General features: G+C 60.4%; 23 protein-coding genes. 11 read left to right on the top strand and 12 right to left on the bottom strand.

The features are described from left to right. Positions 1 to 21 precede the first annotated feature (21 nt). The 3 genes from hisD to E5180_RS09195 all read left to right on the top strand — a co-directional run bounded on the left by hisD (position 22) and on the right by E5180_RS09195 (position 2362). Entirely contained in the window at positions 22 to 1323 is a 1302-nt protein-coding gene (gene hisD / locus E5180_RS09205) for a histidinol dehydrogenase (RefSeq protein WP_138924119.1), read from the top strand. A gap of 94 nt (positions 1324 to 1417) precedes the next feature. Further along, complete coding sequence (locus tag E5180_RS09200) at positions 1418 to 1897, top strand: UPF0262 family protein (protein WP_138924118.1); 480 nt, start codon at positions 1418 to 1420, stop codon at positions 1895 to 1897. Next, a complete protein-coding gene (locus E5180_RS09195; RefSeq protein WP_138924117.1) occupies positions 1898 to 2362 on the top strand; it encodes an arsenate-mycothiol transferase ArsC in 465 nt (154 codons plus the stop codon). Positions 2363 to 2400: 38 nt separating this feature from the next. On the opposite strand, the gene E5180_RS09190 is transcribed toward E5180_RS09195, so the two are convergent. After that, entirely contained in the window at positions 2401 to 2760 is a 360-nt protein-coding gene (locus E5180_RS09190; RefSeq protein ID WP_138924116.1) for a hypothetical protein, read from the bottom strand. Positions 2761 to 2915: 155 nt separating this feature from the next. Next, positions 2916 to 4010 (bottom strand): porin, encoded by a 1095-nt coding sequence (locus E5180_RS09185; protein WP_138924115.1) that lies wholly within the window; start codon positions 4008 to 4010, stop codon positions 2916 to 2918. 355 nt (positions 4011 to 4365) lie between these two features. On the opposite strand from E5180_RS09185, the gene lepA reads away from it, so the two are divergent. Next, positions 4366 to 6165, top strand: a complete 1800-nt coding sequence (gene lepA / locus E5180_RS09180; RefSeq protein ID WP_138924114.1) for a translation elongation factor 4 — start codon at positions 4366 to 4368, stop codon at positions 6163 to 6165. Between the two features lie 50 nt (positions 6166 to 6215). Here lepA and E5180_RS09175 read toward each other — a convergent pair whose 3' ends face one another. From E5180_RS09175 to E5180_RS09150, 6 genes are read right to left on the bottom strand one after another with little or no spacing between them, the layout of a single operon-like run. After that, positions 6216 to 6965 (bottom strand): polysaccharide deacetylase family protein, encoded by a 750-nt coding sequence (locus E5180_RS09175; protein ID WP_138924113.1) that lies wholly within the window; start codon positions 6963 to 6965, stop codon positions 6216 to 6218. Continuing rightward, complete coding sequence (locus E5180_RS09170) at positions 6962 to 8101, bottom strand: glycosyltransferase family protein (RefSeq protein ID WP_138924112.1); 1140 nt, start codon at positions 8099 to 8101, stop codon at positions 6962 to 6964. Before E5180_RS09170 ends, E5180_RS09175 begins: the two co-directional genes overlap by 4 nt. Further along, positions 8098 to 8679: a histidine phosphatase family protein gene (locus E5180_RS09165; RefSeq protein ID WP_138924111.1), complete on the bottom strand. Its 582-nt coding sequence runs from the start codon at positions 8677 to 8679 to the stop codon at positions 8098 to 8100. The genes E5180_RS09170 and E5180_RS09165 overlap by 4 nt, the downstream gene beginning before the upstream one ends. After that, positions 8676 to 9752, bottom strand: a complete 1077-nt coding sequence (locus E5180_RS09160; protein WP_368074011.1) for a glycosyltransferase family 4 protein — start codon at positions 9750 to 9752, stop codon at positions 8676 to 8678. The genes E5180_RS09165 and E5180_RS09160 overlap by 4 nt, the downstream gene beginning before the upstream one ends. Next, the gene (locus E5180_RS09155) at positions 9752 to 10999 is read right to left on the bottom strand and encodes a glycosyltransferase family 4 protein (RefSeq protein WP_138924110.1); all 1248 of its coding nucleotides are present in this window, start codon (positions 10997 to 10999) and stop codon (positions 9752 to 9754) included. Before E5180_RS09155 ends, E5180_RS09160 begins: the two co-directional genes overlap by 1 nt. Beyond that, positions 10996 to 12201 (bottom strand): glycosyltransferase family protein, encoded by a 1206-nt coding sequence (locus tag E5180_RS09150; RefSeq protein ID WP_138924109.1) that lies wholly within the window; start codon positions 12199 to 12201, stop codon positions 10996 to 10998. Before E5180_RS09150 ends, E5180_RS09155 begins: the two co-directional genes overlap by 4 nt. Before the next feature lie 426 nt (positions 12202 to 12627). Between E5180_RS09150 and E5180_RS09145 the strand changes: the two genes are divergently transcribed. Both E5180_RS09145 and E5180_RS09140 read left to right on the top strand, forming a co-directional pair. After that, entirely contained in the window at positions 12628 to 15060 is a 2433-nt protein-coding gene (locus tag E5180_RS09145; RefSeq protein WP_138924108.1) for a mechanosensitive ion channel family protein, read from the top strand. 78 nt (positions 15061 to 15138) lie between these two features. Continuing rightward, positions 15139 to 15909, top strand: a complete 771-nt coding sequence (locus E5180_RS09140; protein ID WP_138924107.1) for an MBL fold metallo-hydrolase — start codon at positions 15139 to 15141, stop codon at positions 15907 to 15909. 72 nt (positions 15910 to 15981) lie between these two features. Here E5180_RS09140 and E5180_RS09135 read toward each other — a convergent pair whose 3' ends face one another. From E5180_RS09135 to E5180_RS09120, 4 genes are read right to left on the bottom strand one after another with little or no spacing between them, the layout of a single operon-like run. Then, positions 15982 to 17136 (bottom strand): ABC transporter permease, encoded by a 1155-nt coding sequence (locus E5180_RS09135; protein ID WP_138924106.1) that lies wholly within the window; start codon positions 17134 to 17136, stop codon positions 15982 to 15984. Next, positions 17133 to 18161, bottom strand: a complete 1029-nt coding sequence (locus E5180_RS09130) for an ABC transporter permease (protein WP_138924105.1) — start codon at positions 18159 to 18161, stop codon at positions 17133 to 17135. The genes E5180_RS09135 and E5180_RS09130 overlap by 4 nt, the downstream gene beginning before the upstream one ends. Continuing rightward, a complete protein-coding gene (locus E5180_RS09125; RefSeq protein ID WP_138924104.1) occupies positions 18158 to 20083 on the bottom strand; it encodes an ABC transporter substrate-binding protein in 1926 nt (641 codons plus the stop codon). Before E5180_RS09125 ends, E5180_RS09130 begins: the two co-directional genes overlap by 4 nt. Beyond that, positions 20076 to 21851, bottom strand: coding sequence for an ABC transporter ATP-binding protein (locus E5180_RS09120; protein ID WP_171048932.1), 1776 nt, complete (start codon positions 21849 to 21851; stop codon positions 20076 to 20078). The genes E5180_RS09125 and E5180_RS09120 overlap by 8 nt, the downstream gene beginning before the upstream one ends. 161 nt (positions 21852 to 22012) lie before the next feature. Between E5180_RS09120 and E5180_RS09115 the strand changes: the two genes are divergently transcribed. From E5180_RS09115 to E5180_RS09095, 5 genes are all read left to right on the top strand, one after another. Next, positions 22013 to 22507 (top strand): class I SAM-dependent methyltransferase, encoded by a 495-nt coding sequence (locus E5180_RS09115; RefSeq protein ID WP_138925178.1) that lies wholly within the window; start codon positions 22013 to 22015, stop codon positions 22505 to 22507. A 165-nt stretch (positions 22508 to 22672) separates the two neighbouring features. After that, the gene (locus E5180_RS09110; RefSeq protein WP_138924102.1) at positions 22673 to 23728 is read left to right on the top strand and encodes a C4-dicarboxylate TRAP transporter substrate-binding protein; all 1056 of its coding nucleotides are present in this window, start codon (positions 22673 to 22675) and stop codon (positions 23726 to 23728) included. 27 nt (positions 23729 to 23755) lie between these two features. Next, positions 23756 to 24289 carry a TRAP transporter small permease gene (locus tag E5180_RS09105; RefSeq protein WP_138924101.1) on the top strand — a complete coding sequence of 178 codons (534 nt, stop codon included), beginning with the start codon at positions 23756 to 23758 and terminating at the stop codon, positions 24287 to 24289. Continuing rightward, positions 24289 to 25629, top strand: a complete 1341-nt coding sequence (locus E5180_RS09100) for a TRAP transporter large permease (RefSeq protein WP_138924100.1) — start codon at positions 24289 to 24291, stop codon at positions 25627 to 25629. The genes E5180_RS09105 and E5180_RS09100 overlap by 1 nt, the downstream gene beginning before the upstream one ends. Continuing rightward, on the top strand, positions 25626 to 26402 hold the full coding sequence (locus E5180_RS09095; RefSeq protein ID WP_138924099.1) for an IclR family transcriptional regulator: 777 nt from the start codon (positions 25626 to 25628) through the stop codon (positions 26400 to 26402). The genes E5180_RS09100 and E5180_RS09095 overlap by 4 nt, the downstream gene beginning before the upstream one ends. Positions 26403 to 26410 lie beyond the last annotated feature (8 nt).

Below are 26410 nucleotides of genomic sequence, written 5' to 3'. Positions count from 1 at the left end.
GCGCCGCGCAAAGGACATCCGATGCCCCAATTCCTTGACTTTGATCAGCCCGATTTTGAACAGGCGTTTACAGCACTGCTGTCGGCCAAACGCGAAGACAGTCCCGATGTGGACGACACGGTCGCCGACATTATCTCGCAGGTTCGCGCGTCGGGTGATGTCGCTGTGATCGCACTGACCAAGAAATTCGACCGTATCGCCCTGACGCCCGAGACCCTGCGCATCACGGTAGCCGAAGTTGACGCAGCCGTCGCCGAAGTATCGACCGAGGACCGCGCCGCGCTTGAGCTTGCCGCCGCGCGTATCCGCGCCTACCACGCGCGCCAATTGCCCGAGGATGCCGAATGGCAAGACGACACGGGTGCAACGCTCGGCTGGCGGTGGAGCGCGGTTTCTGCCGCAGGGCTTTATGTGCCGGGCGGTCTGGCGAGCTATCCGTCCTCTGTTTTGATGAATGCGATCCCTGCCAAGGTTGCGGGCGTCGAACGGCTTGCGATGGTTGTGCCCACGCCGGATGGGGTTTTGAACCCGCTGGTGCTGTTGGCCGCACGGCTGGCGGGCGTCGATGAAATCTACCGCATCGGCGGGGCGCAGGCGGTGGCCGCGCTGGCCTATGGGACCGACACGATCCCGCCCGTCGACAAGATCACCGGCCCCGGCAACGCCTATGTTGCTGCCGCGAAACGGCGGGTGTTCGGCAAGGTTGGCATCGATATGATCGCGGGGCCGTCAGAAATTCTTGTGATCGCGGATGGGGATAATGACGCCGATTGGATCGCACTTGATCTGCTCAGCCAGGCCGAGCACGATGAAAGCGCCCAGTCGATCCTGATCACCACAGACCCCGCTTTTGGCCGTGCTGTATCGGATGCCGTAGATGCCCGACTGGAAACGCTGGAACGGCGCGCGATTGCGGGCACCAGCTGGCGCGAGAACGGGGCGATTATCACCGTGCCGGATGTGGCGACGGCAGCAAAGCTGAGCAACCGTATCGCGCCTGAGCACCTTGAACTTTGCGTCGCGGATGTGGATGCGCTGAGCGCGAAAATCACCCATGCGGGCGCAATCTTCCTTGGGCAGTGGACGCCAGAAGCGATTGGCGATTACGTTGGCGGGCCGAACCATGTGCTGCCCACGGCACGCTCTGCACGGTTTTCCAGCGGGCTGTCCGTGCTGGATTTCATGAAGCGGACGACTTTGGCGCGGATGACACCGGATGCGTTGCGCGCCATTGGCCCGTCGGCAGAACGACTGGCGCGATCCGAAAGCCTCGAGGCACACGGATTGTCGGTTACCGCGCGGTTGCGCAAATTGAACGACTGACGCAACGGCCCCATGTTCGGTCTGCCGATGCCAATTGTAGAACCCCGCCGCCCGGTCTAAGGTCGGCGGGATTGACACTAAATGAGACGTCCCCATGTCCCGGATCACGCATATTGCGCTTGACGACGCGAACCTGCCCCCACCCACGCCCGAGATAGAACAAGAGCGCAAGGTCGCGATGTTTGACCTGCTGGAGGATAACGTTTTTACCCTGCCAGTGCGCGACGACCGTCCTGTGCCACAGGGGCCGTACCATCTGGGACTGTCGATCCGTGACAAACGGCTGGTGTTTGATGTGAACACTGAAACCGCTGAAAAGGCGGCAGAATTCCATCTGTCGCTGGGGCCATTCCGGCAGGTCGTCAAAGACTACTTCCAGATTTGCGAATCCTACTTTGAGGCCGTCAAGAAATCAGCGCCAGCACAGATCGAGACCATCGACATGGCGCGGCGTGGGATTCACAACGAAGGCTCTCGGGTGCTGCAAGAACGGCTTGAAGGCAAGGCCGAGATCGACACCGACACGGCTCGCCGCCTGTTCACCTTGATCTGCGTTCTGCACTACGGCGGCTAGATGACCCAGAAACTGCCCCAATCGGTGCTGTTTTGCTGCGATCACAACGCGGTGCGGTCGCCTATGGCCGAAGGGTTGATGAAAAAGTTCTACGGCACGGGCACCTATGTGCAATCCGTCGGCGTGATGAACGACCTCGAGATCGACGGTTTTTCGATCGCCGTGTGCCAAGAACTGGACGTTGAACTGTCGCGCCATCGGTCGCGCAGCTTTGACGAGATGGAGAATTGGGGCGATGATCTAAGCTCGTTTGACCTGATCATCGCGCTGAGCCCTGCCAGCCAGCGCCGCGCGCTGGAGCTGACACGCTTTTATCATCTGACGGTGGAATATTGGCCAATTCTTGATCCGACGGGCTTGGGTGAAACCCGTGACGCCAAGATAGAACAGTATCGGGCGGCCCGCGATCAGATCAAGGATCGCCTGATCGATCGTTTCGGCCCGGCAACGCGCACAAAGCCCTAGGGCAGGGGGCGTCCCCCTGCCGCCGGAGCGTTAAATATTCAGGTGGCGCTGCACAGGGTCGATGCGGTCTGCCCGTAGGCTTTCCAGACGGCCCAGAAATCATTGTCGCTTTTGCTGTCCGACTGGCGCGCCTCTTGCAGGGTGTGCGGGTCGTCGAATACGCGCGCACCGCGGCGTTGATCGGAGGAGGAAAGCTCTCTGTCGGCGACGGCCTGAATGCATCCGCAGCGTGCGACGCTGGCCTGTTTGCGACCCGACTGCAAGCATGCGGAATTAATCGGCCCCGTGGCAAAGAGCACAGCGCCCCGGCCCGGCCCGCCGCTGGGGTTATAGCCGCGCGGTCCACCGCAAGCGGCCAGCGTGCCAACAACACAGAAAATCGTGAAAAGTCGTACCATCGTTTTGCCTCATCTCTTGGACGCCGGGTTGATCCCGAGGCTGCCCTAACTGCTGCTGGCATTTATGCCGTAAAACTGCAGGTTGGGCAATTCACGATTGATGATGCAAACGGAAATGCCTTTGCCCGAAGGGATCGGGCAAAGGCGAATCTTGCTTAGAACTTCCAGCGTGCGCCGACGAAGGTCACGTCCAGATCCTGATAGGAGGCCGACGAGTCGTCGAAGTCATAGCTGCGGTGTGTCGCGTAAAGTTCGGTGTTATACGCATCAAGACGCTGCACAACGGCGACACCAACCGAAGACGTGCTGGAGCCTGCGACGACAAAGTCGTTGCCGTTGTAGTAATCAACCGAGAAGGATGTCGCGCCCGCGGCGATGTAATCGCGCGTGATGCCTGCTTTAATGTAAGCATAATCTGCGTCACCCGCGACTTTGCGGCCAGCGGAAACGGCAAGGTTCAGACCGGTTGGTTGGTGCAGAACAGCGGCGGAGCCCATGACCAGATCATTGGTGGTGTCACGGAACGAATAGCCCAGACGTGCGTCGACCGAATAGTCGCCGTAGTCTTGAACGTAGCGTGTGCCAACATCGTAATAGTCGTTGTCATTGCCCGAGCTCAGGACTTCTTGACCGTAGGATACGGAGGCAGAGAAGCCGTTGAAGACTGGGGTGTCATAGCGGACGCGGAAACGACGGCTGCCATCAAACGACCCGTTGGTGTCCCCGATTGCGACGGACGACAGGGTGCCGTCTGCAAAACGCAGCAGCTGGCTGCCCGCGATGTCGCTGATGCCCACATAGGCTGCAACGCCGGTACGCGAGAAGTCGGCTTCGGCGGAACCGTCAGTCGACGTGCTGCCTTGACCAAACGAGAAAATGCCCGCGTTTGGCGTGCGGTAGGTCAGGTCCAGCTTGCGCAGCTCGGTGCGGTGGTAGTCGACGTCCAGGCTGTCGTCGGAACCGTTGATGGCGGAAGACCCGGTCAGGCCAAGGCCCGCTTCGAAGGTCAGGCGCAATTCAGAGCCGTTTTGCAGCGCTTGGGTCATGGTCAGGCCGACGCGGCTGTTGGAGTTATCGTTGTCGATAAACGTGGTGTTTGTATCGACGCCGTCGTCAACGCTCAGAACGCCAAAGTTCAGCTGGCCGTAAACGTCCCAGACGGGGCCTTCTTGGGCCTGAGCCAACGCGGGAAGCGACGCCAAGCCAAGAGCTGCAACGGTCACTGTTCCAAGAGGGTGTTTCATCTTCATCTCAAAATTCCTTATTCGCCCGATCTGCGAGGGTGCAGATCATTTGAGAAGGTTCCTCTAACAGGAAGCTGAGGGCGGTAAAGCTGTAAGGCAGCCATACTAAACGCCTGTGTTGCATCCTTGCGTGGGGCGCGGGTACCGCCCGGTACTGCAAACTGCCTTGCTACATTGGCCCGAACGGCGGTATGCGGAATTTGCATGCCAGATGCCCGCGAAAAAATCGCATCCCCCCTTTGACAGCCGCGATCAGAATGCAGGTAAATCCGCCGATGAGTCTCAGCTGCCCCAAGGATCAACGGGAACAGGCGATCCAGCCCATTGACCAGCGCATGAATCCGCACCATATCGTTGATCCATGATACCACTTTCACATATCCGCAATTTCTCCATCGTCGCGCACATCGATCATGGCAAATCCACGCTCGCCGATCGCCTGATCCAAGAGACGAACACCGTTTCCCTGCGCGATATGAAGGCGCAGATGCTCGACTCGATGGATATCGAGCGCGAGCGCGGGATCACGATCAAGGCCCAGACAGTGCGGATCAATTACACCGCCAAGAATGGCGAGGAATACGTCCTCAACTTGATCGATACCCCCGGTCACGTCGATTTTGCCTACGAGGTTTCGCGGTCCATGCGCGCGGTCGAAGGATCGCTGCTGGTTGTCGATAGTACCCAAGGCGTAGAGGCGCAGACGCTGGCCAACGTCTATCATGCGATTGACGCGGATCATGACATCGTGCCGGTTCTCAACAAGATCGACCTGCCCGCATCAGACTGCGACCGTGTTGCCGAACAGATCGAAGACGTGATCGGCATCGATGCCTCCGAAGCGATCCGTGTCTCGGCCAAGACGGGTCAGGGCATTGTCGAAACGCTCGAAGCCATCGTGCACAAGCTGCCCGCGCCTAAGGGCACGCAGGACGCGCCCCTAAAGGCGATGCTGGTGGATTCGTGGTACGACAGCTATCTGGGTGTGATCGTTCTGGTGCGGATTATGGATGGCCAGCTGAAAAAGGGCGACCGTATCCGCATGATGCAGAACGGGTCGGTGCACCATGTTGAGCGCATCGGCGTTTTCCGCCCCGCCATGACCGAGATTGACAGCCTCAACCCCGGTGAAATCGGGTTCCTGACCGCGTCGATCAAACAGGTGCGTGACACGCGGGTCGGCGATACGATTACGCACGAGAAAAAAGGCACCGAAACCCCGCTGCCGGGCTTTAAACCGGCGCAGCCTGTGGTGTTCTGTGGTCTGTTCCCCGTGGACGCCGCCGAATTCGAAGACCTGCGCGACAGCATCGAAAAGCTGGCACTGAACGACGCTTCGTTCAGCTTCGAGATGGAAACATCTGCCGCTCTTGGTTTCGGTTTCCGCTGTGGTTTCCTCGGCTTGCTGCACCTCGAGGTGATCCGCGACCGGATCGAGCGCGAGTATGACATCGATCTGATCACGACCGCGCCGTCGGTTATCTATGACATCCACATGAAAGACGGCACGGTCGAGCAGTTGCACAACCCCGCCGACATGCCCGACCTGACTTTTGTCGATCACATCGAAGAGCCGCGCATCAAAGCGACGATCCTTGTGCCCGATGAATATCTTGGTGATGTGCTGAAGCTCTGTCAGGACCGCCGCGGGATGCAGATTGACCTGACCTATGCGGGCAGCCGCGCCATGGTGGTCTATGACCTTCCGCTGAACGAAGTCGTCTTTGACTTTTATGACCGGCTGAAATCGGTAACCAAGGGCTATGCCTCTTTCGACTACCAGATGATCGGCTACCGCGAGGATGCGCTGGTCAAGATGTCTATTCTGGTGAACGACGAACCCGTTGATGCGCTCAGCACCATGGTGCACCGTGACCGTGCCGAAATGCGGGGCCGTGCGATGGTTGAAAAGCTCAAGGATCTGATCCCGCGCCACATGTTCAAGATCCCTATTCAAGCGGCCATCGGCGGCAAGGTGATTGCGCGCGAAACCCTGAGCGCAATGCGCAAGGATGTGACCGCGAAATGCTACGGCGGCGACGCCTCGCGCAAACGCAAACTGCTGGACAAGCAGAAGGCGGGTAAGAAAAAGATGCGCCAATTCGGCAAGGTCGACATCCCTCAGGAAGCGTTCATTTCCGCGCTCAAGATGGACAACTAAGGCAGATTATTCAAAAAGGGGGCGCATCAAGCGCCCCTTTTTTCGAACGATTAGGGCAGGCTGCGCATATCCGCCGGCACCGCCCCACCGTCTAGCAACCGCGACAGACAGGCGTGTGTGAACCCCCAGATATCTTCGTCATGCACAAGGTGGTGCGTCAGAAACCCTAGCGGTTCGTGCGGGTCTGTCCTCCCGCTGCGGCGGTCTTGCAGCAGTTTGGTAATCGTCGCGATCAGCGTCTCTGGCGGAACTAGCCCGCGTGTGCCGCGCCAGTAAATCGGGTCGATATGGGTGTTGATCTGTACCAGATCCGGTGCTGCCATGCGGCTCACGCGCGGCAGATACGTCGACACCCCGACATAGCCCGCCTGCGCCAGAACCGGCAGCAACCCGTCGTCCAACCTGTTCCACGGCGGCACAAATATCGGCAGCAGGTCGTCGCCAAACAGGCTTTGCATCCGGTCTAACCCTTGGGTTAGCTCGTGTGCCGCTTCAGGGCGGGGGTGGCCGAATTCTGCCTTTTTCGCCCCTTCGGGCGCGTGGCTGATGTGTTGCCAGCCGTGGACCAGCGGGCGGACCAGCGGGCGCTCTTGGCAAAGTTGTGCCAGCGCGGGGTCTGCATGTTTCGGGATCACGGCGATATGCACGGGGAGTGAGAGGTCACCGGCCATTGTAGCCAGACGGTCCAACGCGGGCGTCGGCGCAATGGCATCATCGTCACGCCACCAGAGCGGCAGGGTCAGCCCCTGCGCGCGCCAGACGGCAAGCTCCGTGTCCAGACTGGTCCAATCCACTGTCATGGCGCTGACTTTCTTATGTGTTCGGTCAAGGTGACGGTCATCGCCGCCCCGTCAAACCCGTCGGTCTGTGCAGGGCGAGGCGCATCATCCATTACCATGCGTAAGGTTGACAGCAACGCATCCGGCGTAAGGGCCGCACTTCGCAGCACCTCGATCCCCGGCAGCGCGGCGAGGGCATCGGCCCGAAGCCCTTGTTCAACTTCATTGCCCGCATCAAAGGGCACAAACACGGCGCGCACCCCGCTTTGCAGCACGTCCAGTGCAGTGTTGTACCCGCACAGCGACACCGAAGCGGCGGCGTGATACAGCATCTGCCGGAACTCGGGGCGGGCGGGTTCGATCATGACATTCGGGGGGGCATTCTGCATCAGTTCGGCGCTGCGCCGCGCAGCGTCCTGACCGCCAAGCAGCAAGCGCCACACTCTATCCGGATCGCGCGTAGCAGCAGCAAGGCAGGTGTCAAAGACATGCGTCCCCACGTCGCCGCCACCAGCGCTGACGATAATTTCATTGTGACCCAGCTGGTCGGGATGGGGGCTGGCGGCGGGCGGTGCAACGAAGCCGGTATAGCGCAGCTTGGCCTGCAACGCGGGTGACACCGGCCAGCTGAGCGACAGCGGTGTGACGTCGCCGTCTGCGTGCACCATCACCGCGTCATAGTATTGCGCGATCAGCTCATCTGCCAGCTGCGCCTTGGCGGATTTTGACGGCGGGGCGAGGATATCCCGAACCGAAGCGCAGATCAGGGGCCGCACGCGCAGCGCCTGTGCAGCGTCAAGAAGGGCGACGAATTCTGCCTTGAGCGTGCGGCGGCCAAAGGGGAACAGCTCTGTTATCAGAAGATCAGGCTGCGAAGACTTGATATGTGTCACCAGCATCTCGCGTCGTGCCGTCATGACCGCATCCGAGGCGACGTCCCCGCGATCATCCAACAAACGCGCGAAATCCACCCCGTCGGACCGCAGGGGCGGCAATTGGACCATATCAACGCCATCCCTGTCTAACTGTGGCGCAGGCATCCCACCCGAGACGACCTGCACATCGTGTCCCGCGGCCGTATAGGCACGGCCAAGGGTCAGGGCGCGGGCCAGATGACCGGTGCCCAGCAGATGGGTGACGACGATGCTAACCTTCATAAGCGCGGCTCCAGTCGGATCGGGGCGGGCAGGGCGGACCAGCCGCTCGGTGAAATCTCTAGGAGATATAAGCGGTTGCGTTTGATCTGAAAGGGGGCGGGGCCGTCAAAGTCCCAGCCGATCGCATGGGCCAGCAGTACGCGCATGACGCCGATATGGCAGACGGCAACGGTATCGCGGGTCAGGCTGCCCGCCCAAGGGATCAGTCGTTTGCGCAGGCTATCGGGGCTTTCGCCGTCCGGCGGGGTATAGTGCCAGCCCCAATCCTCGATGTCGCGAAATCCACCGGCCGGGTCCGCCTTCAGGTCGGTGCCGTGCAGCCCTTCCCATTGGCCCCAGTTCATTTCCATTAGGGCAAAGGAGGTCTCTGGCGTGCGCGCTGCGACAAGCTGGGCGGTTTCAACCGCGCGGGTCAAGGGGCTTGATACCAGATCAGCGCGGTCCCAAGGCGCGGGTAGCTGTTGCGCGGCCAGTTGCACACGCGCCTCGTCGTCCAGCGGGATATCCGTGCGCCCCTGAATCCGGCCAGCGCGGTTCCACGCCGTATGGCCGTGGCGCAAGAGAGCAAGGCGGATCACGGGTGCACCCCGCATTCGGCCAGCCCCGCCAGCAAGGTCGCCGTCGCCGAGGGTAACAAATGCTGGCCGGCGACAAAGGCGCGTGCGGCAGTGCTGCGTTGCTGGCGCATCGCGTCATCCGTCAGCAGCGCTGTGATCTGGGATGCCAGCGGCGCTTCCCCGTCCTGAGGCGTGGGATAGGCGGCAGGGGCCAGAACATCGCGCACGCCGGGACGGTCTTGGGCCACGACGGGCAGACCCGCGGCCTGCGCCTCCAGATAGGCCAAGCCAAAGGCCTCGTTCACACCGGGCCAGAACAAGAGCGCGGCCTGTTGATAGGCCTGTGCCATCGCCGGCGCATCGAGCTGGCCCAGAAACCGGACCGCGTTGCCAAAGGGGGCCATCAATGTCGCGATCTCTGCACGGGCGGGGCCGTCGCCTGCGATGTCCAAACGCCAGGTGTCACGGGCAAGCAGCGCCAGCGTGTCGGCGATGATTTGGTAAGAGGCGCGCTTGTCCCCCCCGCGCAGCATGCCGACGGCCAGCATGGCGCCGTCCAGCGTCGAGGGCGGTGGCAAGGCTTCTTTCGCCAGAAACGGGCGCAGATGGATAAGGCGTTGGTCGGGCGTCTGGTCGCGGCGCAGCGTCTCGGCATCGCGGTGGGTCAGATAAAAAATCACATCCGCCGCGTCACTGGCGGCCTCTGCGGCTTGGGCAAAACCGGCCCAAGGACCGGTCAAACGTTTGCGCGCGCGACTGGATTCGACAAGCAAATAGGGAATGCCCAAGGCCCGTGTGACAGCGGGGCCAACGAGGTCGGGGGCCTTGTAGTAATTGTGATAGGTGATCCACGCCTGCCAGCCTTCGGCGTGGCCGCGGGCGATTGCGTTTGTGATTTCGGTCTGTGCGGCGTCAATGAGGTCGCGTTGAACCGCGCTGTCGCCTGCGCCGTCGCGGCTGCGCAGGGTGCTGGACATCGCTACGGCCGCGCCGCCGCGTTTCAGCGCTGCGATCAAACCCCGCGCCATCGCCCGATCCCCCGACGGGACCGGATGATCCGGCGATTTCAACGGAGCGTAGAACGCGAGCTGCATCAGCCGCCCTGTTCCAGCATTGCGGTCAGCCTTTTGTGCAGCTGACGGATGCCGGGGGCCATGGTGAATTCGGCGTGCAGCCGGTCGTGGGCTGCGTCGGCCAGTCGCGGGCCAAGCGCAGGGTCATCGGCGAAACGCCGCATCGCATCGGCCAAGGCGGCGGGGGCGTCATCGCTGAGTATGCCGGTACTGCCGCTGGTGATAAATTCGGGGATGGCTGACACTGGCGTGCTGAGCATAGGGAGCTTCTGGCTCGCGGCCTCCATCAACACATTGGGCAGGCCGTCGCGGTCGCCGTCTTTGGCAATACGCGATGGCAGCACGAACAGGTCGGCGGCCCGCATGGCGTCGATCACCTCTGGCTGGTCGCAGGCCCCGCGCCACGTAATACGGTCGTTGATTCCATGCGACTCTGCCCGCGCCTTCATCGTGTCCGACAGGTCACCGCCGCCGATGTGGGTCCAGTGCCAGTCAAAGCTGTCTGGCAGCAGCGCCAGCGCGTCGATCAGATTATCAAAGCCCTTCTTTTCTACCATGCGCCCGACCGACATCATCTGGAACGGGTCGCTTTTGCCGCGCGGGACTCGCGTTGGCGGTTCGGGGAAACGTGCCAGATCAAGCCCGTGATAGACCAGATCAATCCGGTCGGGATCGCCAGAGAGACTGCGCAGATGTTGCGCGTTGAAATCTGTGCAGGTGGCCCCGAAGGCGGCTCCGTGACTGGCGGGGTCAAGCTTTTCGCGCAGCTCCCACTCGGGCGAGGTCCAGATGTCCTTGGCGTGTGCAGAAAAGCTCCATGGGAGGCCGCGCAGGATCGCCGCGTATCGCGCAACAGACGAGGGCGTATGCAAGAAATGGGCATAGATGCCCCGCGTGTCGGCGGGCAGCTCGTGGGCCATGACACAGGCCTGACCAAAGCGGCGACGCCGGTTGGGCGTGTCATCGCGTGCCAGATCCTGCTGGAAGACATCCCACGCGGCAGCGTAGCCGGGCATGGATTGCGCGGCTTCCTGCGCTGCGGCCACGCGTTCGGGATCGTCGCGCAGGTATTCGGGCAAGTAACGCACACGCGCCTTCAGCCGGTCGTGCAAGGGGTGGGTCTTCACATCGGTCGGGTGGCGCAAAGACCATATGTCAAACCGCAATCCCGCTTCTTCCAGCGCGACGAGCTCTTGCGCGATGAACGTCTCTGACAGGCGCGGCCAGCCTTTGACGACAATGGCGAGGGGGGCAGGGGTATTGTTCATGCGGCACCATCCATCAGGGCGCGGCCCCGTTCGACAACCACGTCCAACCCGTCCAGCAGCCCGTTCGCACCCGCCTCGGATGGTTTGTTCTGATGGGGCAGGTTGCGGATCGCGGCGATCATCGCTTGTGGCGTCATGCCGTCGCGGGTTTCGTCAAGCATGCGGACCAACCCCAATTCTTCGGCACGGCTGGCACGGATCCATTGTTCCAGGCGCGGCACGGTGCGGGGCACGATCACGGCGCGTTTGTCAAAGGAAAGCACTTCGCAAAAGGTGTTATAGCCGCCCATGCAAACCACGCCCTCGGCACCGACATACAACTGCTCAATCCGGCTATCAAAGCCAAGCGCGGTTACGCGTCCACCCAGCTTGGCCACCCGCGCATCAAAGGCTTCGCGCACGTCGCCCGAAAGGAAAGGCCCATAGATCAGCTTGGCATTGGGGGTCAGGTCGGGGTCTTGCTCGTAGGCGTCCAGCACAAGCGACACCATCGCCGCCCCGTCACCACCGCCACCCGGCGTGATCAGCACATAGGGCTCTTCGGCCGGGGGTGTTTCATCGGGGGCTTCGCGGCGTAGATATCCTGTCCAGTGCATCCGGTCGTGCGCCGCCTGTGACAGGGGCAAACCCTTGGTCGGGTCATAGACGTCTCGCATGCCATAGACCCAGATTTCGTCATAGTATTTCTCTGCCGCTTCGACGGCACCTTTACGTTCCCATTCGGCGGCCAGTACATCCGGCTCGTCCAATACGTCGCGCAGGCCAAGCACGACTTTGGTCGTGCCGTTCTCGCGCAACCAGTCAAGGCTGGGCAGCAGCTCTCCGCGGAAGCCAGTGGGCTCTTTGTCGACGATCAGCAGGTCGGGGGTATATTCCTCGAGGGCCGTGCGTATCAGGTTGGCCCGCAAAGAGGTTACCTGGTCGATATCAAGATGCAGCGACTGCGCCACATAGCTGCCGTCAACTAACTTGGTCACGCCGGGCAGACGGATGTGGTCGACCCCTTTTGGGAAGGTGAACCGGCCTGCTACAGGGGATCCGGTCAGGATGATGGCCGAGGCGTCTTCGTCCCCATCCATCAAAGCAGCGGCCAGTGCCCGCGAGCGGCGCAAGTGCCCCAACCCAAAAGTGTCATGACTGTAAAATAGGACCCGCCGCGCAGGTTTGCCGTTGCGGGTATTCTTCGAGACCGTCTGGCGCATGGGCCGATCCTAACTTGGTAAATCATTCGTGGCCGCGCAGATCGTGTCGGCGGCGAGAAAGCGTATTAATGTCAAAGGCAGGAAAACCCGTCCCGCCCGATGCACCCAGAAACCGGATAAACTAAATCACCTTGCAAATTCACCTTGGTCTGCCGACGCAGCAGGCCACTGGAAATACCTTAGGCATCTAAGGCGAACATGTCATGCTTTTCAGCACGTTCCGACCCAACGGTCCTTGAATGCGGCCAGCTGGCCAGTGTTGATACGGGGGGCGGGCTGCCCGGAGGATGCGGCGCGTGTCATGGTCGTCTTCCTTCCCGGTTCATCGTCAGGGGAACTAGGTGGGGCCGCGGGGTTCATATTGCAATGGTAACGGGGGTCGCATAGCGTTCTACTCCTGCTCCCCCACATCACGAGCGAGGACATATGCGGCATTTTATCTTCACCCTCTTTTTGTCGCTTTGGTTCCTATCCCTAGCTAACGCCTCAACGGCGCAAGGGGTTCTATCCCTTTTGCCAAAAGCGCAAGAAAAAGCCGCCAGCGACACAGATACCGACGCCGCACGGCTGCAAGAGGTCATCAAACAGGCTGCCGAAAGCGGCGTAAGCGTGGTGGTCGTCGACAGCGCAGGCGGGCTGCTGAACCAGCCCGCCCCTGCCCAAACAGGCGAGGGTGCGCAGCCAGAGGACGTGCTGGCGAAAGACACCTCTCCGCTGATGCACCTGCAAGAACGCGGCAACCAATTCCGCACCGCCTTGATCGAGCGCATCGTGCAATTGCCCGACGCGATCAACGAGGTCGTCTATATCCTGCGCGCCGCAAGCCCGGATGGCACGCTGTGGGCCTTTGGTAAGACGCTGTTGATTGCGCTCGCGCTTTTTGCTGTCGGGGTCGTGGTCGAGGTAGAGGTTTTTGGCAAACGGATCGCGCGCAGGTTTGTTACCGCCAAGGTTCAGGAGGCCCCCGTCGGCTATGCCGAAAAGATGCCGTTCCTGGTGTTTCGCTTTTTCATGGGTATCATCGGCGTGCTGGTGTCGATGCTGGTCGCCTATGTCCTCGGGGCGTTGTTGTTCGGCCCACTTGAAGATACCGCGATCCAGTTCACTGCGACGTTGATCAACATCGGCTATTTTGTCTGTCGCGTGGCGGCAGGGCTGTGGCGGATGATCCTGTCGCCGTTCCTGACGCAATACCGCATTCCGGTGTTCAGCGACCGCGATGCCAAACGCCTGCATCGCTGGCTGTGGATGATGGCCAGCCTAGACACTTGCGCGATCCTGTTCGGGATATGGATCGGAGAGCTGGGACTGAACTACGACGTCTACGCGTTCATTGCGTCGCTGATGTCAGCGGCAATTGTGGTCGCCAATATCCTGATGATCTGGGTCAACCGGCGGGCCATTTCAAACGCGCTTCGGCAGGGCAAACCCGCTTCGGAATGTAGCGCGGTTGGGCGTTTCATGTCGCGGGTCTGGGCCCCGCTGGTGGTGGCCTATGCGCTTTTCGCCTGGGTCGAACTGACCTATGATCTGGTGCTTGAAAACCCTAGCTCTGTGCCGCTGATCGCGGGGGCTTACGGTATCTTGGTGTCGATCATCGTGGTCTATGGCGTGATCAACTATGCCATCGAGCGCGGCTTTGCGCGCGCACGGATGATGCGCCGCCTGAACGCGCTGCGCCGCGAGAAACAGGCCGGTATTTTGCCGGACGATGGCGATGCGATAGCCGCAGATATCGCGGGCGCGGATGGCACGAATGCGCTGGATACTGCCGCTGAACAGGCCGCATTGGCACCGCGTCAGAGCCTGACCAGTTTCGAGAGCTTGGCCCGGCGGGTGGCCGGTATCCTCGCTTTTGTCAGTGGGGCTTACGCGTTTTTCTTTATTTGGGACACCGAGGCCACGGTGATGGTCGAGAGCCACGCGGACAAGCTGCTGGACGTGATGGTGATCCTGTTTATCGGCTATGTCATCTATCACGCCTTCCGCATCTGGATTGATAGCAAGATAGAAGCCGAAACTGCCGATCAGCCGGAGGCAGAGTTGGGCGACGAAGGCAGCGGGGCGTCCTCGGCCAGCCGACTGGCAACGCTGCTGCCGCTGTTTCGCAACTTTGTGCTGATCGTCCTGATCGTGACCATCGCCCTGATCGTGTTGATGGAATTCGGGATCAACGTCGGCCCCTTGTTTGCCGGCGCAGGGATCGTCGGCGTTGCTGTCGGCTTTGGCAGTCAGGCGCTGGTGCGCGATATCTTTGCCGGTGCATTCTTCCTGTTCGATGACGCCTTTCGCAAAGGCGAATACCTCGACGTGGGCGGGGTGAAGGGCACCGTAGAGAAAATCTCTGTCCGGTCATTCCAGCTGCGCCACCATCTGGGCGCACTACACACCATCCCATTTGGCGAGCTGCAGGTGATGACGAACTATAGCCGCGACTGGGTGATTATGAAGCTGCCCTTGCGTGTGACCTATGACACGGATGTCGAACGGGTTCGCAAGCTGATCAAAAAGCTCGGCATCGAACTGCTGGATGATCCGGTGATCGGCGATAACTTTATCCAGCCGCTCAAATCGCAGGGCGTCATCGAAATGCAGGACTCTGCGATGATTATCCGGGTCAAGTTTATGACCAAACCGGGGGATCAATGGTTGGTGCGCAAGAAGGTCTACGAGGAAATTCGCGCCCTGTTCGAACGCGAAGGCATCCGTTTTGCGCACCGCGAAGTCACGGTGCGTCTGGCGGATGGAAAGGTGCACGACCTTAGCGATGAGGAACGCAATGCGGTGACCGCCGCGGCACAGGCATCGATGGAAGAAGAGGCAGACGCAGGCCCCGCGCAGAGCGAGGACGACCGTTAAGCGCGTTTGACGCAGTTGTGACATTGAAACGGGCTCCGCTGGCGCTAGCATCTAGGCATCTGCAACAGGAGAGTTCCGATGAAACAGTCCAGACGCCAATTCCTGACGACCACAGCTGCTACAGCCGGTGTCGTGACGCTACTGCCCTATGCCGCACAAGCCGCAGCCCACGGCGGCAACATGTTCCCCGTCAGCGGTGGCGAGGTCAAAGTTCACCCCGTCGACCACGCGTCCTTTGTGATGGAGACACCAGCCGGCGTGATCTACTGCGATCCCGTGGGCGACGTTGCGAACTACAGTGATTTTGCCACGCCCGATCTGATCTTGATCACCCACGAGCACGGTGATCACTATAATGCCGAAACGCTGGCCGGTATCGTGGGTGACAACACGCAAATCATCACCAATCCCGCCGTATTCGACATGCTGCCCGCCGCGCTAAAGGCCAAGGCGAACGCGCTGGCCAACGGCGAGAATGCGATGTTCAACGAAGTATCGATCGAAGCGATCCCCGCCTATAACACCACCGAAGAACGCAAGCAGTTCCACCCGCAAGGCCGCGACAACGGCTATATCGTGAACCTCGCCGACTTCCGCGTTTATATCTCTGGCGATACCGAAGCGACGCCGGACATGCTGGCGCTGGAAAACATCGATCTGGCGTTTGTTTGTATGAACCTGCCGTTCACCATGGACGCGACCTCGGCTGCCGCTGCGGTGTCGACCTTCAAACCCGCGTTCGTCTACCCCTATCACTACCGCGGGCGCGATGATGGCACGCAAGACCCCGCCGCCTTTGCCGCAATGGTCGGCGAAGGGATCGAAGTCAAAATGGGCGAATGGTATTAAGCCAGCGCAGCGGGGGGGCAGCCCCCCGCACCCCTTGGGATTTAGGCCATCTGGAAGGGTAAGCCGACCGGATCAGGATTTATACGGGTCAAGGCTGGCCCGCAGGCCGTCGCCTAGGAAGTTGAACGCCAGAACCACCACGATGATTGGCAGCATGGGGATGGCGGTCCACCAGTAGATTTCGATGCTCGCGAGGTTTTGCGCATCATTCAGCATGACGCCCCAGCTCACGGCAGGCGCGCGCAGGCCCAGTCCAAGAAAACTCAACGCGGTTTCACCAAGGATCATCGCAGGGATTGATAGGGTTGCGCTGGCGATCAGATGCGACATGAAGTTCGGCAGTAGGTGTTTGCGGATCACCCGCGCGGGCGAGGCACCCATCATCTCGGCTGCCTTGACGTATTCCTCTTCGCGTAGGCTCAGGAATTTGGAGCGTACGGCGCGCGCCAGCCCTGGCCAGTCCAGAATTCCGAGGATGATCGAGATGATAAAGAACACCGACACCGGCCCCCAGTTCGACGGCACCGCCGCCGACAGCGCCAACCAGAGCGGCAACTCGGGCAAGGACCGCAGGATTTCAATCGCGCGGTTGACCAGCCAGTCCGTCTTGCCACCGAAGTAGCCCGCCAGTGACCCAAAAAAGATGCCCAGTACAAAGCTGACCGTGATGCCGATCAGCCCCACCGTCAAAGACAGCTGCGCGCCATAAAGGATGCGGCTGAACACATCGCGGCCCAGCCGGTCCGAGCCCCAGAGAAACACTGTGGCCCCATCCGGGGCGCAGAACAGATGGGTATCGGTTGGGATGAGGGCAAAGAGGTGGTAGGTTTCACCCTTACAAAAATACTCAATCTTGCGCGGCTTGCTGGTATCGGTGTCGTAGACCCAGCGAAAATTGACCAGATCCGCCGTTCCCGTCGTCTTGTAGACATAGGGGCCGATGAAGGCACCATCGTGCCAAAGGTTGATGCTTTGCGGCGGCACATAGATGTGTTCGGCATTGCGTTCGTTGGGCGTATAGGGCGCGATGAACCCCGCCACCGGCAATATCAGATAGCAGAACGCCAGAAACAGCCCCGACACGAGGGCAAGCTTATGTCGGCGGAACTTGCGCCACATGAGCCGCGCAACAGAGGCGTCCATCTCGGCCCGTTCGGGCGCAGATAGGTCGGCATCATCAATCCAAGGGGTCGTGTCAACAAAACGGTTGTCGGGCTGGATGCTCATGTGGTGCGTGCCCCGTAACGGATGCGCGGATCAAGCAGGACCAGCAGCATGTCAGAGATCATCGTGCCAATCAGCGTCAGCAGGGCCACGAACATCAGGATGAAGGCGGCGAGGAATTGGTCTTGGGACTTCAGCGCAACCAGCAGATAGGGGCCGATTGTTTGCAGGCCTAGGACAACCGATACCAGCACCGACCCCGAAATCATCGCGGGCAGCAGATTGCCGATATCGGCGACAAACGGGTTGAACGCCACACGTAGCGGGTATTTTGACAGCAGCCGTGCGGGGGCCATGCCTTTGGCTTTGGCGGTTTCGACATAGGGTTTATCAAGCTCGTCCAGCATATTCGCCCGCAGCCGCTGCATCATCGCGGCTGCGCCCGCTGTGCCGATCACAAAGGTTGGTACGATCAGGTGCAGCAGCACAGAGCGTACTTTTTCCCATGACATCGGCTGGCCTTCAAGCTCGGGGGCCATCAGCCCGCCAATCGGCAGGTCAAAGTATTTATGCCCGTAATAGAACAAGATCAGCGCCAGCAGGAAGTTCGGCGTCGCGAGCCCGAGGTAGCCCAGAAAACCGGCGGTATAATCGACCCACGTCTCGGATTTAGCCGCGGCGAGCACCCCCAGCGGTAATGCGATAAGATAGACGAACAATACGGCGGCCAGATTGACCAGTACGGTCATCCAAAGGGCGTCCCCGACAATTTCGCCAACGGGGCGGTCGAATTCGAACGACCAGCCGAAATTGCCCTGTATCAGCCCCGCAAACCCCTGCGGCCCCGGCACCATGCCGACCCAGATCAGGTATTGTTTCCAGATCGGTTGATCCAGCGCGTATTCGTGCCGCAAAAACTCGGCCTTGGCGACGCCTTCGGCCTGACCTGTGGCACGCAGCTCAGCGATCTGGTTCGACAGGTAATCGCCGGGGGGCAGGTTGATAATGACAAACACCAGCAGTGAGACCACCAGAAGGGTCAGCAGCATCGTGATGAAACGCCAGACGGCGTATCTGAGGAATATCATCGGCTTACCTGCACATGGGGGTCTTTGAAGTAGAATTCATCGATACGATGGATGCCGAAATGCGCGCCGGGATCAAAGGCCCAAATGCCTTTTTCCGGCACGTTCATCAGATCATTCGATACAACGACGGGCTGCGGCGCTTCGGAGAGGATACCGATACCGAACTGCTGTTCGGCATGGATGGCCAGCATCCGTTTCCAGATGTCTTCGCGGACCTGCGGATCGTCGGTGTGGTTCCAGTCATTCGCCAGCAACATCAGACGTTTGGCCGGCTGCATGTCAGGGGGCGATCCGGCTTGCCCAACCGTTTGATAATACTGCCCCCACATCGGCCAAGCAAAGAATTCCTGATCGGTGGGCGCAAGATAGGATGGCGACGTCGACGGCCCCGGAAGCCCGTTGTCCCAACCATACCAGACCGAGGCCATCGTCCGCCCCGCATAGATCCGATTGCGCAGGATGTCGCGGTCCAGCGGGCGCATGATCAGACGGATGCCCAGATCTCGCCATGTGTCCGTGATGATCGCCAGCGCGTTTTCTTCCTCGCTGCGTTCGCCTGCGGTCTCGATCACGAACTCCATCGGGCGGCCGTCGGGCAGTTCGCGCAGGCCCGCAGGGGTTCGCTCTGTCAGACCCATATCGTCAAGCAGCGCATTGGCATGGGCAAGGTTCATCGCTGACCACGAATGGGTGTTGTCTTCGTCATAAAGCGCACTTTGGGACAGGGCGGACATGCCGCCTTCGCTGGCGAGACCAAAGTACAGGGCGCGGTTGATCATCCGCCGATCGATGCCAAGGCTCAGTGCGCGGCGAAAGCGAACGTCGCGCATCACTTCGCGCCAGACAGGGTCGGCGAAGTTCAGGTTGGGGTAAATCGCAATCTGGCTGGCGGCACCATTGGCCCACAGCAAGGTGCGGTATTTGCCGCCGTCGACCTCTCCCTTTTTGAGGATCGCCACATCGGGAAAATCGAGCCCGCGTGCCTGTAGGTCGACCTCGCCCGCGTTTGCCTTGGCCGCGATCAGCCCACCGCCGACGACGGTCATCTGCACCACGTCGATATAGGGTAGTTGCACGCCGCGGCTGTCGATGCGGTGGAAATAGGGGTTTCGCACGAACAGTTTGCGCGAGCTGTCCGTGTCCGACGTGTTGATCCACGGCTGCAGCGTTGGCTGCGCGGGATTGTCGAACTTGTACATGTTGTCGCGTTTATTGTGCAGCGCGGCCCAGCTTTTGACGCGGGCGGATTTGACCTTTTCGATCAGCGCGTCAGGGTCGGCGAACTTCACGTGGAACTGTGACAGATAGTGGGCGGGCCGGTAGATGAACGGCGGGCTGGCCTGTGCCAGCAGCGGCAGGAAATTGGGGTTGGGGGTCTGCCATTCAAACACGACCGTTTGCGCGTCGGGAAAGGTGACCTTGCCCAGCCGGTTGTCCACGATCATAAAATCAGGCGGCCCGCTGGGGGTAATATCGGGATCGTTGGCGACGTTCTCCCACCAGTATTTGAAATCATCCGAGGTAAAGGGCACGCCGTCGGACCAGCGGTGGCCGGGGCGCAGACGGAGCGTGAACTTGCGGCCTTCTTCCACATCAACAGCGGCAAGAAGATCGGGGGCGAGCGTGTAATCGGATTGGTACCCGACCAACCGCGCATAGCCGTAGACGGCCATCTGCCGCACGTCCTTGGTCCGCGAGATCAGCGTGCGGAGTGTACCGCCCTGACGACCAAAGCTGCGGCCCTTGGCTTCGAGATCGACGACCAGCGGCTCTGATGGAATGCGGTCAGCGACGTGGGGCAGGTTGCCGGAGTTAACCTCTTGTGCCCAAAAACTGCTTTCCTGCAGCACGGGGCCGTCGCTGTGGGCGGCAATGGGCGCAAGTACGAGAGAAGCGGAGAGGGCGAGTAAGAGCTTACGCATGGCAACGTACCTTATGGCCGGGCTCAAGCTCGCGCAGGGCAGGGGCGTGGGCACCGTCAAAGCGGAACTGCTCTGGCCAAAGCGTGGGCGATCCTGCACCCTTGGCGACCAGATCAAGGTCGATGGGGCGGCTGATATCGGGTTCAGGCTGTGCCGCAATCAAGGCGCGGGTATAGGGGTGTTGGGGGTTGTAGAACAACGTATCGGGCGAGGCCTGTTCGACAATAACGCCTGCGCGCATCACCGCGACCTCATCCGCAATACGGGCAACGACGGCCAGATCATGGCTGATGAACAGATAGCTCAGGTTGGCACGGTCACGGATGTCTTCGAGCAGGGTCAGGATCTGTTCCTGAACCGACACATCCAGCGCCGAGGTGGGTTCATCGCAAATCAGCAGCTTCGGATCGAGCGTCAGCGCGCGGGCGATCGACAGACGTTGGCGCTGCCCGCCTGAAAAGGCGTGAGGGAAACGGCCGAGCATATCGGGGTTCAACCCGACCCAACGCAGCATTTCCGCCGCCTTTTCGCGGCGGTCGCGGGCTGTGCCGATGTTGTGCACCTCCATCGGTTCGGTCAGGGCTTGTTGTACGCGCATGCGCGGGCTGAGCGATGAATACGGGTCCTGGAACACCATTTGCGCCTGCCGTTGAAACGCTTTCCGCTCGGCGGGGGACAGGTCATGAACGGCCAGCGACGCGGCAGCGGGGTCAGGGCGAAACAGCACCTCGCCGCCAGCATCGGGGCGTTCGGCCCCCATCGCGATGCGGGCGCAGGTGGTTTTACCCGATCCGCTTTCGCCGACAATCGCCAGCGTCTTGCCGCGCGGCAGTTGCAGGTCGACGTTCTGGCAGGCGGATACGGTTACGGGTTTGCGCCAGCCGCCCGCCCGCATGGTGTAGGTCTTGGATACATTGCGCAGTTCAAGGATCACGTCGTCAGGGGCGGCCGAAAACGCAGGCGCGGGGGCGGCAACGGCCGGGATCATCGGGGCGGCGGCGAAAAGCTTGGCGGTATAGGGATGGGCGGGGCTGCCCAGCACATCCTGTGCATTGCCCCGTTCCATCACGCGCCCCTTGTGCATCACGACGACTTTTTGCGCCATATTAGCCACGACGCCCAGATCGTGGGTCACAAGGATCACGCCCATGCCGGTTTCAGCCTGAAGCGACCGGATCAGCCCCAGCACCTGCGCTTGCGTCGTCACGTCCAGCGCGGTTGTCGGCTCATCCGCGATCAGCAGCTCGGGTTTGGCGACCATTGCCATTGCGATCATTGCACGTTGGCGCATCCCGCCCGACATCTCGAAGGGATAGCTGCGCCACGCCCGCAGCGGATCGGCAAAGCCGACCTTTTCGAACTGGTGCAAAACCGCGCGTTTGGCGGCACCGCGCCCCATGTTGCGGTGCAGACGCAGCACCTCGGCGACTTGGTCGCCGATGCGGTGCAAGGGTGACAAGGACCGCATCGGTTCCTGAAAGATCATCGAAATGCGGTCACCTCGAATGGCGCGCATCTTTTTCTCGGGTAGCGCCAAAAGGTCGACCGGGCCTTCCGCTCCGTTAAAGCGGATCGATCCACCGCGCATCTGCGCTGCATCCGGCAGCAAACGCAGCACAGACCGGCACGACAGCGTTTTGCCAGACCCGCTTTCGCCGACCAGCGCAAGGGTTTCGCCTGCATTCAGCGCAAAGCTGACGCCATCCACGACTAACGGGCCGGCACTGAAACCGATCGACAGATCATTTACTTCAAGAAGGGGGGCCATGGTCATCCCAAGCGCATCAAAGCGAAAATTACCAATCGAGTGAAGCCGATAAACGCCTAAGCGTCTAGGGGGGCAGCGTGAAAACCAAGCGTCAGCGGTACACAATTGGCGGCTGCGTCCCCATGTTGCATCAGTACGACCCAACCCGAAGGAGAACCGTGATGAGCCGCCTGGAAATTTTTATCGACCGTATGGTGTCACAGCGCGCGTGTATCGATCATGCCGCCGCATTGACGCAGACATTGACGGGGCCAGTGTTTGAATTGGGGTTGGGCAACGGACGGACGTTTCACCACATCCGCGAAACCCTGCCCGAGCGCGATATATTCGTGTTCGAACGGGCCGTGGCGTCTAACCCCGATAGTACCCCCGAGGACCATCAGCTGATTTTGGGCGATGTGCATGAAACCTTGCCGGCCGCGTTAAACCGGTTCGGGCCAAATGCCGCGCTGATTCACGCGGACCTCGGCGGTCATAACCTCGCGAAGAACGATGCTTTTGCGCGTGCTCTTTCGCCTCTGATCGAGCCTTTGTTGGCTGTTGGAGGCGTGATGGTGTCGAGCGATAGGATGTATTTCGACAATTTGACCGAAATTGCTTTGCCGTCCGAAGCGGTCGCCGGACGCTGCTTTATGTACCGCCGTGACAAGTCTTGATCTGGCTTAAGTAATTGTAATTAATTTGTAAAATATTGTACGGCACCGGTATTTCGGTGCCGTTTTAAGTTTCGCTTGCGTGTTCCAAGTCCCCTCCCTAGTGTGCGCCCGAGACATAGTGAAACGATGTTTCGCATGGTGAAACAATTCTTGGGAGGGAATTACATGTCCTTTTTGAAAAATCTATCCTTCGCAGCCGCATTGAGCGTTGCAGCCTCTGTCGCCGGTGCCGAAACCGTCCTGATCCACGGCGAAGCCGGCCCGAATCGCGGTGCCCGCGCCAACGCGCTGCAGTGGTTTGCGGACCAAGTGGCCGAGCGGTCGGAAAACGATCTGCGTCTGGACATCCAGTGGGGCGGTGCGCTGTTCAAAGCGAACGCGGCGGTTCAATCCATCGGTGACGGTGTGGCGGACATGGGATCCGTGATCGCTGTCTATTACCCGCAAGAAATGGCGGCCTATGGCATCGCCGACCTGCCTGTCAGCAACCCCGACGCTTGGGTCGGTATGCGCGCCACGGACGAGCTAATGCGTTCAAACCCGGCGATTGCGGACAATCTGGCAGACAAGAACCTTGTTTACATCGGGACATGGACCACCAGCCAGGTGAACATCGGTTGTAAAGGCGACGCGATCCGTTCGATCGCCGATATCGCGGGCAAAAAAGTACGTGGTACAGGGGCCTACGGTAAAGTCTTTGGCGACGAGGGCGCGAACATGGTCAACATGTCCATCTATGACGCGTACCAAGGGCTGGACACTGGCTTGATCGATTGTAGCCAGGGCTATTCCTACGCCGTCGCAGCGCTGAAGCAGGCCGAAGTTATGGACAACTACACCCTGCTGAACTGGGGCCAAGTTGGTGGTGTCGGCATTTTCATGAACAAAGACATGTTCGATGGTCTGTCCGAAGATCAGCAGCAGGTACTGTTGTCCACTGGTGCCGACCTGTCCGATGAATTCGGTCGCATGATCACGATCGCCAATGATGACGCCATCGCAGCGATGAAAGACGAAGGTGTCGAGGTTCTTGAACTGCCCGCAGAAGAGCGCGCCAAACTGGTCGCCGGCGGCGAAAAGTATCTGGCCGAGTGGATCGAGACAGCCAACCGCACCGGCCTTCCCGGCGAACAGCTGCTGGAAGACTACAAGGCGTTGATCGTGAAATACACGAACGAGCGCGACGAGAACGGTTACCCCTGGGCAGCTGATAACAACTAAGCATTAGCTTTGGGAGGAGCAGGGACCATGTTGGTACCACTTGAGAAAATCCTGTTGGGGTTGGGCGCGGCTGCGGTCATCCTGCTGGGGATCTTGATCACGTCCAACGTGGTCGCGCGCGCCGTCTTCGCATCTAGCGTACCCGACAGCGTTACTTTGGTGCGGGAGCTGATGGTCGCGGCCATCCTCCTGCCCCTTGCAGCAGCAACTGCCAACCGCGCGCACGTCAGCGTGGCCTTTGTGTCCGACCGGTTCGGGCCCAAGTTGCGGTCCTGGTTGATCGTGCTGGGATCGGTGATGGGGATGATTGCCTTGGGCGGTCTGATCTATGCTGGCGGCCGCGAATTCCTGAGCGTTTGGGAAAAGGGCAGCTTTTTCTACGGCGACCTGAACCTGCCCAAATGGCCCGGACGTTTGTTGTTTGTGATCGGCATCGCCGCTTGCTGGCTGCGTCTGGCCGAACTGGCGATCCGCGATGTCCGCACGATCCTGTCCGGCGGTACGGTCTCGGACGAAGAAAATCACACAATCGAACTCCTTGCTGAAAAAGAGGTGCTGTAATGGACGCGTCAACCATTGGCCTGATTGCCTTTGCCGCAGTGTTGATCCTGCTGGCGCTTAGGGTGCCAATTGCGTTTGCTCTGGCCAGTGTGGCCACGATCGCCACCTTCTTTATCTTCGCGTTCCGCACCGGCACCTTCATGCCAGAACGTGCCATCCGCGCGACCACGTCGATGGTGTTCTCGAACTCCTTCGATCTGATACACTCGTACGATCTATCTATGATACCGCTGTTCGTGGCGCTTGGACATATCGCCTATCGCGCCGACATCACGACCAAGATTTACCATGCAGCCAAGGTTTGGCTCACGCGTCTGCCCGGCGGTGTTGCCATGGCAAGCGTCATGGGCTGTGGCGGGTTTTCGGCGATCACCGGCAGCTCTATTGCCTGCGCCTCGACCATGGGGAAAATCTGCACACCCGAGATGTTGCGCATGGGCTATGACCCACGTCTTGCCACGGCATCGGTCGCGGCAGGGGGCACGCTGGGGTCACTGATCCCGCCGTCGGTTTTGTTCATCATCTACGGTATCTTCACCGAGACCTCTATTTCGTCCCTGTTTCTGGCCGGTGTTCTGCCGGGGCTGCTGACGCTGGCGGGCTTTATCCTCGTGATTGCCGTCTGGGTCTGGCACTCACCTGAAATCGCACCGTCCACAGCGACGCGTTATTCCACAAAGGAACGGTTCGCTGCAGCTGCGGAAAGCTGGCCTGCGGTGATGCTGTTCGTGCTGATCATCGGTGGCATCTACGGCGGCATCTTTACCGCAACCGAAGCGGCGGCTGTTTGTGTGGTCGCGGCAACGCTCATCGGCTTTGCGCAGCGCAAACTGACGCTGCAAGGCCTGTGGGACGCGGTGAAAGAAACCTGCATCCAGACCGCGGCGATTTTCTTTATCGCGGCGGGGGCCAAGATCTTTGTGGCCTTTATCGCGCTGACCAACGTCGCCCCGATGATTGTGAATGTAGTGGCCGAGGCCGAGCTGTCGGCCGTGGTCCTGCTGCTGGCGATTGCGGCGATCTATCTGCTGCTTGGCATGTTCCTTGATCCGATTGGCATCATGGTTCTGACCCTGCCACTGATGATCCCGCTGGTTGAAAGCTATGACATGAACCTGATCTGGTTCGGTGTTGTGGTGATCAAGCTGCTGGAAATCGGTTTGATCACACCGCCCGTCGGGCTGAACGTCTTTGTCATCGCTAATGTGGTGGGCAAAGAGGCTCCGATCGACAAGATCTTTGCCGGTATCACGCGCTTCCTGAGCGTCGACGTGATCGTGCTGGTGCTGATCATGTCCTTCCCGATGATCTCGTTGCTTATTCCCATGGCGGCGCGATGAGTGGCGACACCACAGATCGGAAATTTGCCAATACTCTGGCGCGGGGGCTTGCTATATTGCGGGCCTTTCGCGCCAGTGACAGCGGGCTGACCCACGCGCAGATCGCGGATCGTACAGGGCTGCCGAAACCCACGGTGTCGCGGTTGACCTATACGCTATGCGAGCTGGGCTATCTTAGCCACGGCGGGCGCAATGACCGCTTTCGGCTGGGGCCGTCGGCCATCGCACTTGGCTCTGTCGCGTCGGTGGCGGTCAACTTTCTGGATCTGGTGTCGGATGCGATGCAGCAGCTGGCCGATGATACGGGCACGCTAACGCTAGTCGCCGTACGCGACGCCGAAAAGATGATGCTGGTGCGCACATGGCGCCCGCAGAATGCATCGACCATCTGGCTGGAGCCGGGACACCGGATTCCGTTGATTGGGTCGTCTTCTGGCATGGCCGTCGTGGCGTCACTTAGTGAAGAGCGCTTTGAGCAGTTGACGCCCGAAGCGGATATGCGAAGGTTCCAGGCGGAGGGATATTCGCAACTGATAGAACAAGGGTTCGCCTACGCGTTGGAAGGCACAAGATATGCCAGCACGATCAACGCCGTAAGTGTCCCCTATTTTGCCGAAGAGTTCGGCGAACCGGTATCGTTCACCGCCGGTGCCATGCCTCATGATTTGCCCGATTCCCGTATCGTGCAAGAGGTCGGCCCCGCGTTGCGTGAACTGGTGCGGGCGCTTGAACAGCGCACCGGGCGCACGCCTGCGCTGAGCCGCCGCGACTGAAACAAGAC

It is taken from the genome of Sulfitobacter sp. BSw21498 (genome assembly GCF_006064855.1).
GTDB lineage: Bacteria > Pseudomonadota > Alphaproteobacteria > Rhodobacterales > Rhodobacteraceae > Sulfitobacter.
Note: the sequence above shows the minus strand (reverse complement) of the source record. Positions and strands in the feature narration are given on the sequence as shown.